Source organism: Pantoea sp. UBA6567 (assembly GCF_002434165.1).
GTDB classification, from domain to species: Bacteria; Pseudomonadota; Gammaproteobacteria; order Enterobacterales; family Enterobacteriaceae; genus Pantoea; species Pantoea eucrina.
Genome location: NZ_DJJN01000004.1, coordinates 165,668 through 181,091, shown reverse-complemented (window position 1 = coordinate 181,091; position 15,424 = coordinate 165,668). Strand labels below are relative to the sequence as shown.

Genomic DNA, 15,424 nt, shown 5'->3' with positions numbered 1-15,424 from the left:
CAGCTGATAAAAAGCCGGACAGCGCCGGCTTCAGACAGGGTTTACTTGTTCAGACGGGTCTGCGCATCTTTCAGCGCGGCGTCCACGCTCTGGCGTCCTTTCAGCGCGTTAAGGGTGGCAGTGCGCATGGCGTACCAGAAGGCGGACATCTGTGGGATGTTTGGCATGATATCGCCGTTCTGTGCGTTGCTCATGGTGGCGGCGATACGCGGATCTTTCTCCAGAATTGCCTGATACGATTTCAGCGCCACGGCGCCCAGCGGCTTATCTTTATTGACCGCCTCAAGCCCGCTGTCGGTCAGCAGATAGTTCTCCAGAAACTCTTTTGCCAGCTCTTTGTTGGGGCTGGCGGCGTTGATACCGGCGCTCAGTACACCGACAAAGGTTTTAGAGGGTTTGCCATTGAGCGTTGGCAGGGTGGTCACCCCGTATTTGATGCCGCTCTTGTCGATGTTGCTCCACGCCCACGGACCATTAACCGTCATCGCCGTCTGCCCTTTATTGAATGCCGCTTCAGCGATGGAGTAGTCGGTATCCGCATTCAGCACTTTGGCTTTGACCTGATCCACAATGAACTGCATGCCCGCTTTCGCCCCGGCGTTATCCACGCCGGTGTCTTTGATATCAAATCCACTTTGCGTAGGTTTGAAAGCATAAGCACCGCCTGCCGCCAGCAGTGGCCAGGTGAAGTAAGGCTCCTGCAGGTTAAACATGATGGCGCTCTTGCCTTTGGCGCGCAGCTGCTTGTCCAGATCGGCGATGGCTTCCCAGCTTTTTGGCGGTTCGGCGACCAGATCTTTGTTATAAATCAGCGAGAGGGACTCGACCGATACCGGATAACCAATCAGCTTGCCGTTGTAGCGCACCGCATCCCAGGTAAAGGGAAACAGCTTGTCCTGCACATTTTTGTCAGGTGAGATCTCCGCCAGCAGACCTGACTGCGCATAGCCGCCAAAACGGTCGTGAGCCCAGAAAATGATATCGGGGCCATCACCGGTGGCGGCCACCTGCGGATACTTCTCCTCCATCTTATCCGGATGTTCCACGGTGACTTTGATGCCGGTCTCCTGCTCAAATTTTTTGCCAACCTCGGCCAGTCCGTTGTAGCCCTTGTCACCGTTGATCCAGATAACCAGTTTTCCCTCTTCGATCTTTGCGAGAGCCGAAGCAGAGAACAGCACGGCGGAGAGCGCGGAGAGGGCGAATAAGCGCGAGACGGTTTTCATTGTCATAAGTCCATCCTGTAAACGAAAGCGGGAAGTAAGCGTCCCGTTTATTGTCAGGTTCTGCAGCACGGTTTCATCCTCCTGCTCTCTACGCCTGCAGGCGTAAACGCGTGATCCTGCCTGCAAAAATCCCTGTTTTTATGGGCTGGCGCACACTTTCTCTCGCTTTTTTCTGCGTCTGACATCACAAAAATTTCTTCATCCGGCAGCTGGCAGCCGGCACGCATCCTTTCTCCTCCTCCCGGCTCATCCCCCGTGCATTCACGTTGTGGTGGAGGATGTCAGCGGCTGCCGGGGCTTTCATGATGAGCCACAGAATCGGCCAGCAGTCATATCAGCCAACAGGGCACGTTGAGAGGAAAATTATTATGGCGAGCGTTGCGTTACGTCATGTCTCCAAAACATGGGGTGAAACCGAAGTCTCGAAAGATATCAATCTTGAGATTGCCGAAGGTGAATTTGTGGTGTTTGTCGGACCATCCGGCTGCGGTAAGTCGACCCTGCTGCGGATGATTGCCGGGCTTGAAACCATCACTAAAGGCGACCTGCTGATCGGCGGCAAGCGCATGAATGAGGTACCGCCAGCAGAGCGCGGGATCGGCATGGTGTTTCAGTCATATGCGCTTTATCCGCATCTGGACGTTGCGGAAAATATGTCCTTTGGCCTGAAGCTGGCCGGCGTCAGGCGCGCCGAGATCCAGCAGCGTGTAAACCAGGTAGCCGAGGTGCTGCAGCTGGCGCATCTGCTGGACAGGCGGCCCAAAGCGCTCTCTGGCGGTCAGCGGCAGCGGGTGGCGATTGGCCGGACACTGGTGGCTGAACCGCGCGTTTTTCTGCTCGACGAGCCGTTATCCAACCTTGATGCCGCGCTGCGCGTCCAGATGCGCATCGAAATTTCGCGACTGCATAAACGGCTGAAGCGCACCATGATCTACGTTACCCACGATCAGGTAGAAGCGATGACGCTCGCCGACAAAATTGTGGTGCTCGAAGCAGGGCGCATCGCGCAGATTGGCAAACCGCTGGAACTTTATCATTACCCCGCCAATCGCTTTGTCGCCGGATTTATCGGTTCCCCGCGGATGAATTTCCTTCCGGTAAAAGTAACCGCCACCGCAATCGATCAGGTTCAGGTGCGTCTGCCCAACAATCAGCTGGTCTGGCTGCCGGTCGAGAGCACCGGCGTGCAGATCGGCAGCAACATGTCGCTGGGTATCCGGCCTGAGCATCTGCTCTCCAGCGACATCGCCGATGTCACGCTGGAGGGAGAGGTGCAGGTCGTTGAGCAGCTCGGCAATGAAACGCAAATCCACATTCAAATCCCCGCCATCCGTCAAAACCTGGTTTACCGCCAGGAGGACGTGGTGCTGGCAGAAGAGGGCGCCCTGATGGGCATCGGCCTGCCGCCGGAACGCTGCCATCTGTTTCGTGAAGATGGCAGCGCCTGTCGCAGGCTGCATCAGGAGCCTGGTGTGTACCCTGCAAAACAATAAAAGCAATGATCTCAGGAGATAAATAAATGATAACTCTGCGCAAACTCCCCGTGGCGATCGCTATCGCTGCGGGTACCCTGTCCGCCTCCTCTATGGCGGTGGACTTCACCGGTTACGCCCGTTCCGGCATTGGCTGGACCGGCAGCGGCGGTGAACAACAGTGCTTCCAGGCGACCGGCGCACAAAGTAAGTACCGTCTGGGTAACGAATGTGAAACCTACGCCGAGCTTAAGCTGGGACAGGAAGTCTGGAAGGAGGGCGATAAGAGTTTCTATTTTGACACCAACGTTGCCTACTCCGTATCGCAGCAGAATGACTGGGAGGCAACTTCACCTGCCTTCCGCGAAGCCAACGTTAAAGGCAAAAACCTGATTGATGCTTTGCCGGGCTCTACTATCTGGGCCGGTAAGCGCTTTTATCAGCGTCACGACGTGCATATGATCGACTTCTACTACTGGGATATCTCCGGTCCCGGCGCAGGCCTGGAAGATGTTGACCTCGGCTTCGGCAAACTCTCTTTCGCCGCCACGCGCTCATCAGAAGCGGGCGGCTCCTACACCTTCTCCAGCGATCGCATCCGCGACTACGCAACCAGCACCGCGAACGACGTGTTTGATGTGCGCCTGGCGGGTCTGGAGACCAACCCGGATGGCGTGCTGGAACTCGGCGTCGACTATGGCCGTGCTAACGCGCGCGACGGATATCGTCTGGAGGATGGCGCGTCCAAAGATGGCTGGCTCTTCACCGCCGAACATACGCAGAGCATGCTGAAAGGCTACAACAAGTTTGTACTTCAGTACGCAACGGACGCGCTGACTTCGCAGGGCAAAGGGCTGCCGCAGGGCACGAATATCAATAACGACGGCAAAATGTACCGCGTGCTGGATCACGGTGCCATCTCGCTGGCCGAGCGCTGGGACCTGATGTACGTCGCGATGTATCAGAACACCGACCTCGATAATAATCGCGGCAACGAGTGGTACACCGTGGGCGTGCGCCCGATGTACAAATGGACGCCTATCATGAGCACGCTGCTTGAGCTGGGCTACGACAACGTGAAGTCGCAGCAGGTCGGCGATCGCAACGGGCAGTACAAAATTACCCTGGCCCAGCAGTGGCAGGCGGGCGACAGCATCTGGTCCCGTCCGGCGCTGCGCCTGTTTGCAACCTATGCCAAATGGGATGAGAAGTGGGGCTATAGCAAAAATGCCGATGGCAACCTGACCACGCTGGCCGCTGCTGACAGCACCGGTAACGGCCTGTTCACCAACAGCCGGGGCGACAATGACGAGTGGAGCTTTGGCGCACAGATGGAAATCTGGTGGTAAGCCTCAGCGTTACCCTGTAACAGAATGGCCGCACCCGCCGGTGCGGCTCACCGATTAGGCAGCGCTGGCCATTGCCTGGTGCCGGCGCTGCCTCCAGCTATCAGAGATAAAACGATGAAAAAAACGCTTACCGCGCTCTGCCTGAGCGCTGCGCTGCTGACCGGCGTTACGCTGCCCGCTGTCGCTGATATTAATCTGGTGCCGCAGGATCTCTCCACCGCACCCGCCGTTTCACCTGAAACTCTGCAGCGCCTGAACTGGCAACCTGCTGACACGTCGCGTGCGGTAACCACTCAGCTGCGCGACAGCGGCACCGGAGATACTCTGCCGGGGATCCGTGGTCCGGTTGCGGCGTATAGTCTGCCAGCCAGTCAGGGTGAGCTGACCGTTACGCTGAGCAGTGAGGTTGCTGACAACCGCGTGTTCGCGCCTAATGTACTGGTGCTCGATGAAAACCTGCGTCCGGCAGCGTGGTTCCCGTCGCAGTTCTTTGCTTACCAGCAGCCGGGCGTCATGAGCGCCGATCGTCTTGAAGGCGTAATGAAACTGACCCCTGTGCCGGGACAGCAGAAAATTTATCTGCTGGTCTTTACCACCGACCGGGATCTGACCCAGACCACCACGCTGGTCGATCCGGCCAAAGCTTACGCGAAAGGCACCGGCCATGCGGTTCCTGATATTCCCGATCCGGTTGCCACACACAGCCAGAGCGGCAGGCTGAAGCTGAAAGTCTCCACCAGTTCCGCGTCCTCTATTCTGGTCGGCCCGCTGTTCGGTTCATCGGCATCGGCTCCGGTTGTGATCGGCAATACTCAGGCGCCTGCGCCCGCTGCCGTGCGTCCTGCCTCTGCCGTGAAGCCGGTGCCGCTGGAAAACGACACCGAAAGTTACTTCAATCAGAATATCCGTCAGGCGGTCAGCCAGGGCAACATTGATAAAGCGCTGAAGCTTCTGAATGAGGCCGAGCGACTGGGGTCCACCTCAGCGCGGCAAACGTTTATCAGCAGTGTAAAAGGCAAGGGGTGAACCTGCCCCGACAGTGCTGAGTTGCAGCACCTGGTGCGCTCCGGCGCACCTTTTTTATTGCAGAAACCGCCCCGGTCCGGGGCGTCTGATCAGGGGTGCCGCTGACGCACGTGACTGACCTCCTGCAGCAGGTGCGTAATCCCTTCATCCGTAAACATCGCCTCCAGCGACAGCGTGAGCTTGCGGCGCCAGTTAGGGTAACTGTCCACCGTACCGGGCACGTTTACCGGCCGATCCATATCGAGCCACTCCTCCGGCTGCAGGCCAAGCAGGGCGCTGTTACTGGCCGCCACCAGGCGGTGAACCGCACGGTTTATCGCGCGGCGCATGGGCGCACGGCCGCGCTGAAGCGGATAGCGGTGTGCCAGCGCTCCCTGCTGCTGCAGCGTATGCAGCAGCGCCTTTTTTGCCGCCGCGCGCTCGCGGTACAGACCCGCCAGGATCGCTTTATCCGGATAGAGTCCCAGCCTGCTGCCCAGCGTTAAGTCATCACTCTGCCACCAGCCGCGCAGGGTAGGCATATCATGCGTGGTGACAACCGCCATCGCCTGCCGTGGCCAGGCTTCCGGCGCGCGAAACGCGCGCGTTGCCGTCTGCTCAAAGTAGAGCACTTTGTAGGAGTAGACGCCGCTGTCGCGCAGCTTAGCGACAATCGCTTCCGGTACGGTGCCCAGATCCTCACCTATCACCATACAGCGATGGCGCTGGCTCTCCAGCGCAAGAATGGCCAGCAGGGCATCAACCGGATAGTGAACGTAGGCGCCCTCAGCGGCCTTCTCATGTTGCGGGATCCACCAGAGGCGCAGCAGTGCCATTACGTGATCAATGCGCAGCGCGCCGCAGTCGCGCATATTGGCCCGCAGCAGATCGATCCACGGGGTAAACGCACGCATTGTCAGGATCTGCGGATCCATCGGTGGCAGCCCCCAGTTTTGCCCCAGCGGCCCCAGAATATCGGGCGGCGCACCCACGCTGGCCTGCAGACAATAGAGATCGCGTTCGCGCCAGGTCTCTGCGCCATCCTGCGCGACGCCCACCGCCAGATCGCGGTAGAGGCCAACCGGCATCTGCTGCGCGCAGCACACGGACCAGCAGGCCGCGAACTGAGAGGCAGCCAGCCACTGCAGCCAGAGGTAAAAGCGTACTTCGTCGCTATGTTCAATACGAAACGCCAGCACGGCGGCGCTGTCGGGATGCTGATACGCTTCCGGCCAGCTTTTCCAGCCGTACAGCGCAGGATTTTTGGCGCGCTGGTGCGCCTGCAGCGCATCAAACAACGCCTGACTCAGCAGGCTCTGTCCGCCCGCTTTAACAAACGCATCAAATTCCTGCATTACCGGTTCATCCGGCGAACGTCGCCTGAACTGTCTCCAGGCAAGGCGTAAGCCCGCCAGCTTTAGCGCGGTAACGGCGGCGTAATCCACGTATTCGCTGTCACGCGCGGCCGCAAGCCGCTGTTGGGTATCAGGCTGCTGCCACCACGCCTGCGCCGCCTCACTGAGTCTGAAATCCTCCACGCTATTGACGTCGATATAGAGCACATTCAGCCAGCGGCGCGAGGAGGGGCTGTAAGGGCTGGCACCCTCAGGATTAGCCGGAAAGAGGGCGTGCAGCGGATTAAGCCCGATAAATGCGCCGCCGCGCTGCGCGATCTCTGCCGCCATCTGGCGCAGATCGCCAAAGTCACCGATGCCCCAGTTATGCTGCGATCGTAGCGTATAGAGCTGCACGCAGCAGCCCCAGAGCTTGTCGCCGGCCAGCAATGCCGGTGGCTCATAGCAGCGCGGTGGCGCAACAATCAGGCTGCAGCGCGACAGCAGCGCCGGCTGCGTCAGGGTCAGCTGATGATAGCCTTCCGGCAGTGCCGGCAACCGCAGCGTTTCACCAGGCTGGCACTCACCTGACCAGCGCTCGCCCGCTTCACTGGTCAGCTCCCATGCTGCCGCCCCGCTCAGCGCTGGCTCTACTACCACGGCTTCTCCGCCACGAAAAATTGCTACCGGGGGCAGCGCTGACGGTGTAGCGAGAGGCGGCTGTATGATCGTGTGCAGCCACTGCTCGGTGGCGGCCGGAATGCGGCGCGGCCTGCCGTGAGCATCAATATATTCCGGCGCGATCAGCGCTGCCGGAGTAAGCGTTGTCATTGTCATCTTCAGCGCACCGCCTGCCAGATTCGTTGCTGATAGTCACGAATAGCGCGATCGGCGCTGAACATGCCGCAGCGTGCGGTATTCAGGATCGCCGCGCGGGTCCAGGCTTCACTATCGGCCCAGCGTTTTTCTGCATCCTGCTGCGCATTGAGATAGTGACGGAAATCGGCCAGTACCAGATAAGGATCGCCACCCTCCGCCCCGAGACTTTTCACCAGCGCATCAAATGCCGTGCAATCGCCGTCGCTAAACGTGCCATCCTCCAGCGCCGTCAGCACCTGATGCAGCTGTTTATCTTTTTTGCGCCAGACTGCCGGGGCGTAGCCCGCGCTCTTCAGCGCGCTGACCTGCTCCACGGTATGGCCAAAGATAAAGATGTTCTCGTCGCCAACCTCGCGGGCAATCTCCACGTTAGCGCCATCCAGCGTACCGATAGTCAGGGCGCCGTTCAGCGCCAGTTTCATATTGCCGGTGCCTGACGCTTCTTTGCCGGCCGTGGAGATCTGTTCCGAGAGATCGGCTGCCGGGATCAGCCTTTCTGCGACCGAGACGTTATAGTCCGGGATAAACACCACTTTCAGCCGATCGCCCACGCGCGGGTCAGCATTTATCGTCATGGCAACTTTGTTAATGGCATAGATAATATTTTTGGCCAGCGCGTAACCAGGTGCAGCTTTTGCGCCAAACAGCATCACGCGCGGCGCCAGGTTGGCCTGCGGATCGCTGACCAGCGTCTGCCACAGCGCAATAATATGCAGTAGCATCAGATGCTGACGCTTGTACTCATGCAGCCGTTTTATCTGTACATCAAACAGCGCGTCCGGATTGATCACAATGCCGGTTTTCTGTTCCACCCACTGTGCCAGATCGCATTTGTTCTGCTGTTTGATGGCGCGATATTCTGCGCGGAATGAGGCGTCCTCTGCCAGCGGCTCCAGCGCGCGCAGCGCGTCGAGATCGGTCAGCCAGGGTTTATTCAGCGAGCGGTCGATCAGTGCAGCCAGTGCCGGGTTGCACTGGTTGATCCAGCGGCGCGGCGTCACGCCGTTTGTCACATTGTGGAATTTCGCCGGCCAGAGCGCGTGATATTCCGGAAAAAGATCCTCTGTCACCAGTTTTGAGTGCAGGGCAGCAACGCCGTTAACGGCAAAACAGGTCACCACGCAGAGGTTAGCCATACGCACCTGATGATTATGCACCACCGCCAGTCTGGCCCAGATGGCAGCATTACCGGGCCACTGCGCCTCAACCTGCTGCTTAAGTGCCGCATTGATGGCATTCACAATCATTATGTGGCGCGGCAGCAGGGTACGGAACAGCGTCAGATCCCAGCACTCCAGCGCCTCCGGCATCAGCGTGTGGTTGGTATAGGCGAAGGTGCGCTGCGTCAGCTGCCAGGCGCTTTCCCAGCTGAAATCATACTCATCCAGCAGCAGGCGCATCAGTTCCGGAATCGCCAGAGTGGGATGCGTATCGTTGAGCTGAATGACTTCGCGATCGGCCAGCGTGTCAATAGCGTGACCCGCCTGCTGATGGCGGCGCAGAATATCCGCCAGCGAACAGGCGCACTGGAAATATTGCTGCATCAGGCGCAGTTTCTTACCCGCCTGATGGTTATCGTTAGGGTAGAGCACTTTAGTCAGCTTCTCTGCATCAATGCCCTGCTTTTCCGCCCGCAAAAAATCGCCGTTATTGAACCGCTGCAGGTCAAATGGCTGCGCGTGGCTCGCCTGCCACAGGCGCAGCGGCTGAACCACCCCGTTCTGGTAACCCACAACCGGCAGATCCCAGGCCTCACCCTGCAGCTGAAACGCCGGGATCCAGCGGTTTTTTCCCTGCTCAGTTTTCACCTTGCCGCCCAGATTAACCGTTACTGTCAGCGCCGCATTATGGCGAAACCAGGGGTAGCGATTTCGCCCCCAGTCATCCGGCCGCTCCTGCTGCGCGCCGTCGCTGAAATGCTGCCGGAACAGTCCGTACTGATAATTGAGGCCATAACCGATAGCGGGCTGACCCGTGGTTGCCATCGCATCGAGAAAACAGGCGGCCAGGCGGCCCAGACCGCCGTTTCCCAGCGCCGGATCGATCTCCTGTTCCAGCACATCGCTCAGCGACTGCCCCTGTTGCTGCAGCAAATCGTTCAGCGCCGGGTACCAGCCGAGGTTAAGCAGGTTATTGCCGGTCAGACGGCCGGTGAGAAACTCCATCGAAATATAGTTAACGTGGCGCTGCGGTCCCGCTGCCGGCTGCGCGGGCAGTTCAGCCAGCAGTTCGGCAAGCGCACCGCTCAGGGCATGCCACCACTGCTGCCGGCTCATCGCCTGCGCGTCGGGCAGGCCAAAGCGCTGCCACTGTCGCGTCAGGGCAGCAGAAAAACGGTCGGAATCAAAAGGTAACTGGGTCATGGCTTAAGCATCCGTCAGAGGAAGAGGTCAGCGTGCATTTTGCCTGCGCCGGTTGTGTATCTCCTCCTCCCCGGCACTATTCAGGCAGGAGGATAGAGAGGGAGGAGAGGGTAAGGAAACTCCGAAAGCGTGACAGGAGTGTGATACCCCTCGCTTTTGTTAAGCCGCGCTGCTGAGTTCGCTTGCATTAAGATGGCGTATGGATAACGTGTATGTCGAATAATTACGAAGCGTAAAATAATACTGCGCAGACGTTAACGGAGGAGCGTGCGTCGATGTTGATCCCGTCAAAACTGAGTCGTCCTGTGCGCCATGACGCCATGGTGGTCCGTAGCCGTCTGCTGCAGAAACTGAATGCCGCCGCCGTTTACCGGTTAGTGCTGATTACCAGTCCCGCAGGGTACGGTAAAACCACGCTGATTTCGCAGTGGGCGGCAGAAAAGCGCGACCTGGGCTGGTATTCGCTGGATGAGGGGGATAATCAGCCGGAACGGTTTGCTGACTATCTGATTGCTGCGCTGCAGCAGGCCACTCAGGGCAGCTGCAGCCGCAGTGAATCACTGGCGCAAAAGCGGCACTACGTTAATCTCAATGCGCTTTTCTCGCAGCTGTTTATTGAGCTGGCTGACTATCAGCGTCCGGCCTGGCTGGTTATTGACGATTACCATCATATTACCAATCCGGTTATTCATGAGGCGATGCGCTTTTTTCTGAAGCATCAGCCGGAAAATCTGACCCTGGTGGTGCTGTCGCGCGGTCTGCCACAGCTGGGCATCGCCAATCTGCGCGTGCGTGAACAGCTGCTGGAGCTGAGCAGCCAGCAGCTCGCCTTTACGCACGATGAAGCTAAACAATTTTTTGATAACCGGCTGCAGGCGCCACTGCCCGGTGAAGAGAGCGACCAGCTGTGTGATGATGTGGCTGGCTGGGCGACCGCACTGCAGCTGATTGCTATCTCAGCCCGGCAGGGCGCAGGCTCAGCGCAGGACTCCGCGCGCCGTTTATCAGGCATCAACGCCAGCCATCTCACCGATTATCTGGTTGAGGAGGTTTTGGATACTGTCGATGCCGATACCCGCCAGTTCCTGCTGAAGAGTGCGCTGCTGCGCTCGATGAATGATGCCCTCGTGACGTCAGTCACGGGTGAAGATAATGGCCGCATGCGGCTGGAGGAGATTGAGCGGCAGGGGCTGTTTTTGCAGCGCATGGATAATGCGGGCGAGTGGTTCAGCTACCATCCGCTGTTTGGCAGTTTTCTGCGCCAGCGCTGTCAGTGGGAGCTTAGCGCGGAGCTGCCGGCCCTGCATCGTGCGGCGGCGCGAGGCTGGATGAGGCAGGGTTTCCCGGGCGAGGCGATCCACCATGCCCTGGCCTCGGGTGATACCGATATGCTGCGCGACGTGCTGCTGGAGCACGCCTGGACCCTGTTTAATCAAAGCGAACTGGCGCTGCTGGAGTCTTCCCTGCGGGTGCTGCCATGGCCACTGTTGCTGGAAAACCCGGAGCTGGTGCTGCTGCAGGCGTGGCTGATGCAGAGCCAGCATCGTTTTTCCGAAGTTAACAGCCTGCTGGCGCAGTTTGAACAGCAGCGCTGCTGTGAGATGGATGCCTCTCTGCAGGGCGAGCTGCACGCAATACGCGCTCAGGTGGCCATTAACGATGGCAATGCGGAAGAGGCCGCGCAGCTGGCGCGTCTTGCTCTGCAGCTGCTGCCGGCGTCGAAAAGCTACAGCCGCATTGTCGCGACCTCTGTCCATGGTGAGGTCATGCACTGTAAAGGAGAGCTGGCTGATTCACTGGCGCTGATGCGTCAGACAGAGCAGATGGCGCGGCAAGAAGAGACCTGGCACTACGTTCTCTGGAGCCTGATCCAGCAGAGCGAGATTCTGTTTGCGCAGGGATTTTTACAATCGGCATGGGAGATGCAGGAAAAGGCGTTTCGTCTGGTTCACGAACAGCATCTCGCACAATTTCCGCTGCATGAGTTTCTGTTACGCATTCGCGCGCAGCTATTCTGGGCCTGGGGTCGGCTTGATGAAGCCGAACAGGCGGCTCGCAGTGGTATGCAGGTACTGCGCGGCTTTCCTCCGCAGCAGCAGATCCAGTGTCTGGGACTGCTGATCCAGTGCTCGCTGGCGCGGGGTAATCTGGATAATGCCCGGTCGCACATTACCCGTCTGGAGAATCTGCTCAATAATGGCACGCTGCATATCGACTGGATCGCCAACGCGGATAAAGCGCGTATCCTTTACTGGCAGCTGACCGGGGATAGCGCCAGCGCCAGTCAGTGGCTGCGCGTTACCTCCCGGCCGGCCAGCGCCAATAATCACTTCTTACAGGAGCAGTGGCGTAACGTGGCGCGGGCACAGCTTCTGGCGGGCGATCTGATTCAGGCGGAAGTGATTCTGGATGAGCTGAATGAGAATGCCCGGACGCTTCAGCTCACCAGCGATTTTAACAGCAACCTGCTGCTGCTTAATCAGCTTTACTGGCAGACTAATCGTAAACCCGATGCACAGCGGGTGCTGATTGCCGCCCTGAAGCTGGCGCGCAGTACAGGGTTTATGAGTCAGTTTGTGATTGAGGGCGAGATCATGGCGCAGCAGCTGCGGCAGCTGTTGCAGCTTTCGGTGCTGGAAGAGATAGATGAACATCGCGCCCGCCGCATCCTGCACGAAATTAATAAGTATCACCGGCATAAATTTGCCCATTTTGATGAGGGCTTTGTCAGCCGTTTACTCAACCACCCCGATGTTCCGGAGCTGGTCCGCACCAGCCCACTGACGCAGCGCGAATGGCAGGTGCTGGGTCTGATCTATTCCGGTTACAGCAATGAGCAGATTGCCGGCGAGCTTGATGTCGCCGCTACCACCATCAAAACCCATATCCGCAACCTCTATCAGAAGCTGGGAGTGACCCATCGCAATGAAGCCATGCACGAAGCGCGGTCGATGTTGAGACTAATGGGGTATGTGTAAACGTCGTTAAGCGATACGCAATCCCGTATTACGCGCTATACCTTACCAGTACGCTTTTTTTACCCATTGGTGAGGTGAAGCATGAGTTCAATCGCATCAGCGACAGAACAGGCCAGCGATCTGTCTGCATTTATCGGAACCCACTTTGTTTATACCTACGACAACGGCTGGAAATATGAGTGGTATGCCCGCAATGCAACCACCTGCGACTACCGCATTCATCAGGGGCTGGTAGGAGGCCGCTGGGTTACTCATCAGAAGATGCATGCGGTGCAGTTTGCGCCCGGTATCTATAAGGTTGACTGGCATGAACCCACCGGCACCTGCGTAAGCCTGCTGTTTGATCTCGAACGTAAACTTATTCACGGTACGATTTTTTTCCCGCAGTGGATCGCCGGGGAGGGGCAGCATCCGGAAAAAACGATCTGTTATCAGAATGAATTCATTGAAGATATGCAGCGTTTTCGTGACGAGGGACCGGCCTATCCCTATATTATTATCCCGGAATTTGCTCAGGTCACTTATATGAAAAATGAGGGGCCGGACAATGACGACGTGATCAACATGGCACCGGGACAGATGCCGGCAAATTACTTTGAAAATAAATAACGCTATAACCGGAATCTCCCACTTTAAGTGACAGCGTCACTTACTGCGGGTTGTTCCGGTTATCAATATAAGTTTTCATTTCCTGACATTATTAACTATTAAAAGCAGTTGGTTACAGGCATCCTTGCCAGACTTCGCTATGCTCAATAGTGCGCTACGCTAACATTATGTGCCTTTACGCTGTGAGGTAAGAGAAGGATGCTGCTGAGAAAAAAGAAGTTACGTTCGCACAGCGAAGATCGCCTGCTGGCGCTCACGCTGGCGACCACTGCAGGTATACTTAACGCCATGGCATTCGGTGCTTTTGGTTTTTTCCCCTCCCATATGACCGGTAACACCTCCCAAATCTCCGCTGAAGTTTCAGGCTCCGATCTGCAGGATCTGCTGTTTCTGGCCGGCTTAATTCTGGCATTTGTCACCGGCTCAATGATCGCGCGCCTGACGGTTGCCTGGGGGCTTAAACGCAATATCAGGACCATTTTTTGTCAGGTGCTTTTCATTGAGGGACTGCTTCTGCTACTGACGTCAGTGGTGGAGATCCTGTGGTACTCAGAACGTAACAACGGTGAAATCCTTGTCACGCTCGGCCTGCTGATGGGGATCCATAATTCCACCTCGACACAGCTCTCGTCTGGTCGCGTACGCTCAACGCACGTAACCGGTACGCTGACCGATGCCGGTATTGCGCTGGGCTCGTTTCTGCGGGCAACGTTCAGCAGCAGCGAAGCGGGGGAGCGCCATCTGCATCGCAAGCTTCTTTATACCCACCTTGTAACCATCTTCTCTTTTCTTACCGGCTGCGTGGCGGGCTATCTGCTGTTCCGGCACTTTGGCTTTAACGCAATGGCTATGCTGGGAATCGCGCTTTCGCTGATTGCAGCAGGCGGCATCGCCCGTACGCTGCATCTTACCGGCGTACGTTTCTGGTAACCCGACAAACTACACAGCACTCCGGTGCTGTTTTTTGCTGATAAAACCGGCAACGCTGGGTGAATTCTGCAGGGTAACCAGTGCTGCAATACCTGCAGAATTCACGTAGCGACGCCGGTTTTTTGAGCTGAAGCGCCACGTCCATCATCACAACTCCCGTCAATACCCTCTTTATAAGTTCATATAAGTCCCATTATATGAACTTATGTACATAAAAGATCATTAGCAGTGACAGCCGCTGTTCTCACTGAGCACTACGCGGGGAGTAAACAAACATAATCGCTAAGGTATTGGGATATGCACGCCGTGCCCGAACAATTTTCTCTGCAGCGTTTATCCGCAGGCAGGTTGCAGTAGAAGAAAGATATCGTGTTTCACTCATTTCTGCTTAAGCTCTTGCCTTCAGTGAAACGGCGCGCGTGATAACGGAGTGAATGAGCAATTAACACCAGCTGCTCACGTTGCCCACAGGCTTCAGTTGACACCCTGCAGCGGGTCAGGCTTGAAGCTGGTATTCAGAACCGAGAGGTCAACAGTTTTGGCTGCCCGCTCTAAATCATAAGCGGCCTGAATGCGCAGCCACATCGCAGGCGTACTGCCAATCACGGCCGATAATTTGATCGCCATCTCTGGCGTTACCGCCGTTGCTCCCGATACTATTCTTGAAGCGGTAGAGGGGGCTACAGCTAAAGCACGTGCCAGTTCTCTGATACCGATCTGAAGATCTTCCATAATATCGGCAATGATTTCACCCGCGTGCGGGGGGTTGTGCATAGTCATTAATGATAATCCTCATAATTCAGAATATAGGCGTCACCATCTTTGAATTCAAAAGTGATTCGCCAGTTTCCTGTCACCGTGATAGACCAGATACCTTGTCTGTCACCTTTAAGAGGATGCAACCTGTAGCCACTAAGGTTCATATCCTCAATTTTCTCAGCCAGGTCAATTACCCTCAGGCGCATACGTAGCCGCTTCTCATGAGCTGCGTTAATCTTGCGGGTAGAGCCGGTTGTATAAAATTCTTCAAGTCCTTTATGTAGCCAGGTTTTGATCATCCTTGTATCCCAGTGTTGCTTAACAGGGAACACTATAGCATGTGTTGCATGGTAAGCAACATCTCATGGCGTGTAATTTAAGAGATGAACGTTAAGATAAAAAGGGAGAATAATTGTCTGGACTAGCGGGGCTACAGATGAACTAAAAAGATAGTGCATTTAACATAATCATGATTATGCGCACTTAAACGCGTGTAAGGCACAGCGCATATTCGCGCGTG

The 15,424-nt window shown here is 56.9% G+C and carries 11 protein-coding genes; 6 read left to right on the top strand and 5 right to left on the bottom strand.

What is annotated here, in order from left to right; all coding sequences use genetic code 11:
• Positions 1-41: 41 nt before the first annotated feature.
• The gene (malE, locus tag B4M48_RS04215; protein ID WP_166714183.1) at positions 42-1,232 is read right to left on the bottom strand and encodes a maltose/maltodextrin ABC transporter substrate-binding protein MalE; all 1,191 of its coding nucleotides are present in this window, start codon (positions 1,230-1,232) and stop codon (positions 42-44) included.
• Between the two features lie 362 nt (positions 1,233-1,594).
• Here malE and malK point away from each other — a divergent pair, with 362 nt between their 5' ends.
• From malK to malM, 3 genes are all read left to right on the top strand, one after another.
• The gene (gene malK, locus B4M48_RS04210) at positions 1,595-2,719 is read left to right on the top strand and encodes a maltose/maltodextrin ABC transporter ATP-binding protein MalK (RefSeq protein ID WP_040113486.1); all 1,125 of its coding nucleotides are present in this window, start codon (positions 1,595-1,597) and stop codon (positions 2,717-2,719) included.
• A 26-nt stretch (positions 2,720-2,745) separates the two neighbouring features.
• Complete coding sequence (locus B4M48_RS04205) at positions 2,746-4,047, top strand: maltoporin (RefSeq protein WP_040113487.1); 1,302 nt, start codon at positions 2,746-2,748, stop codon at positions 4,045-4,047.
• Between the two features lie 114 nt (positions 4,048-4,161).
• Positions 4,162-5,073, top strand: a complete 912-nt coding sequence (malM, locus tag B4M48_RS04200) for a maltose operon protein MalM (RefSeq protein WP_250341448.1) — start codon at positions 4,162-4,164, stop codon at positions 5,071-5,073.
• 89 nt (positions 5,074-5,162) lie between these two features.
• Here malM and malQ read toward each other — a convergent pair whose 3' ends face one another.
• Positions 5,163-7,217, bottom strand: a complete 2,055-nt coding sequence (gene malQ / locus B4M48_RS04195; RefSeq protein WP_286876632.1) for a 4-alpha-glucanotransferase — start codon at positions 7,215-7,217, stop codon at positions 5,163-5,165.
• Between the two features lie 8 nt (positions 7,218-7,225).
• A complete protein-coding gene (gene malP, locus B4M48_RS04190; protein WP_040113489.1) occupies positions 7,226-9,628 on the bottom strand; it encodes a maltodextrin phosphorylase in 2,403 nt (800 codons plus the stop codon).
• A gap of 275 nt (positions 9,629-9,903) precedes the next feature.
• On the opposite strand from malP, the gene malT reads away from it, so the two are divergent.
• The 3 genes from malT to B4M48_RS04175 all read left to right on the top strand — a co-directional run bounded on the left by malT (position 9,904) and on the right by B4M48_RS04175 (position 14,145).
• Complete coding sequence (malT, locus tag B4M48_RS04185) at positions 9,904-12,606, top strand: HTH-type transcriptional regulator MalT (RefSeq protein WP_071668334.1); 2,703 nt, start codon at positions 9,904-9,906, stop codon at positions 12,604-12,606.
• Between the two features lie 81 nt (positions 12,607-12,687).
• Positions 12,688-13,215: a phenolic acid decarboxylase gene (locus B4M48_RS04180; RefSeq protein ID WP_040113491.1), complete on the top strand. Its 528-nt coding sequence runs from the start codon at positions 12,688-12,690 to the stop codon at positions 13,213-13,215.
• 198 nt (positions 13,216-13,413) lie between these two features.
• Positions 13,414-14,145: a YoaK family protein gene (locus B4M48_RS04175; RefSeq protein ID WP_040113492.1), complete on the top strand. Its 732-nt coding sequence runs from the start codon at positions 13,414-13,416 to the stop codon at positions 14,143-14,145.
• 474 nt (positions 14,146-14,619) lie between these two features.
• Here B4M48_RS04175 and B4M48_RS04170 read toward each other — a convergent pair whose 3' ends face one another.
• Both B4M48_RS04170 and B4M48_RS04165 read right to left on the bottom strand, forming a co-directional pair.
• On the bottom strand, positions 14,620-14,925 hold the full coding sequence (locus B4M48_RS04170) for a HigA family addiction module antitoxin (RefSeq protein WP_040113493.1): 306 nt from the start codon (positions 14,923-14,925) through the stop codon (positions 14,620-14,622).
• Entirely contained in the window at positions 14,925-15,203 is a 279-nt protein-coding gene (locus B4M48_RS04165) for a type II toxin-antitoxin system RelE/ParE family toxin (RefSeq protein ID WP_040113494.1), read from the bottom strand. Before B4M48_RS04165 ends, B4M48_RS04170 begins: the two co-directional genes overlap by 1 nt.
• Positions 15,204-15,424 lie beyond the last annotated feature (221 nt).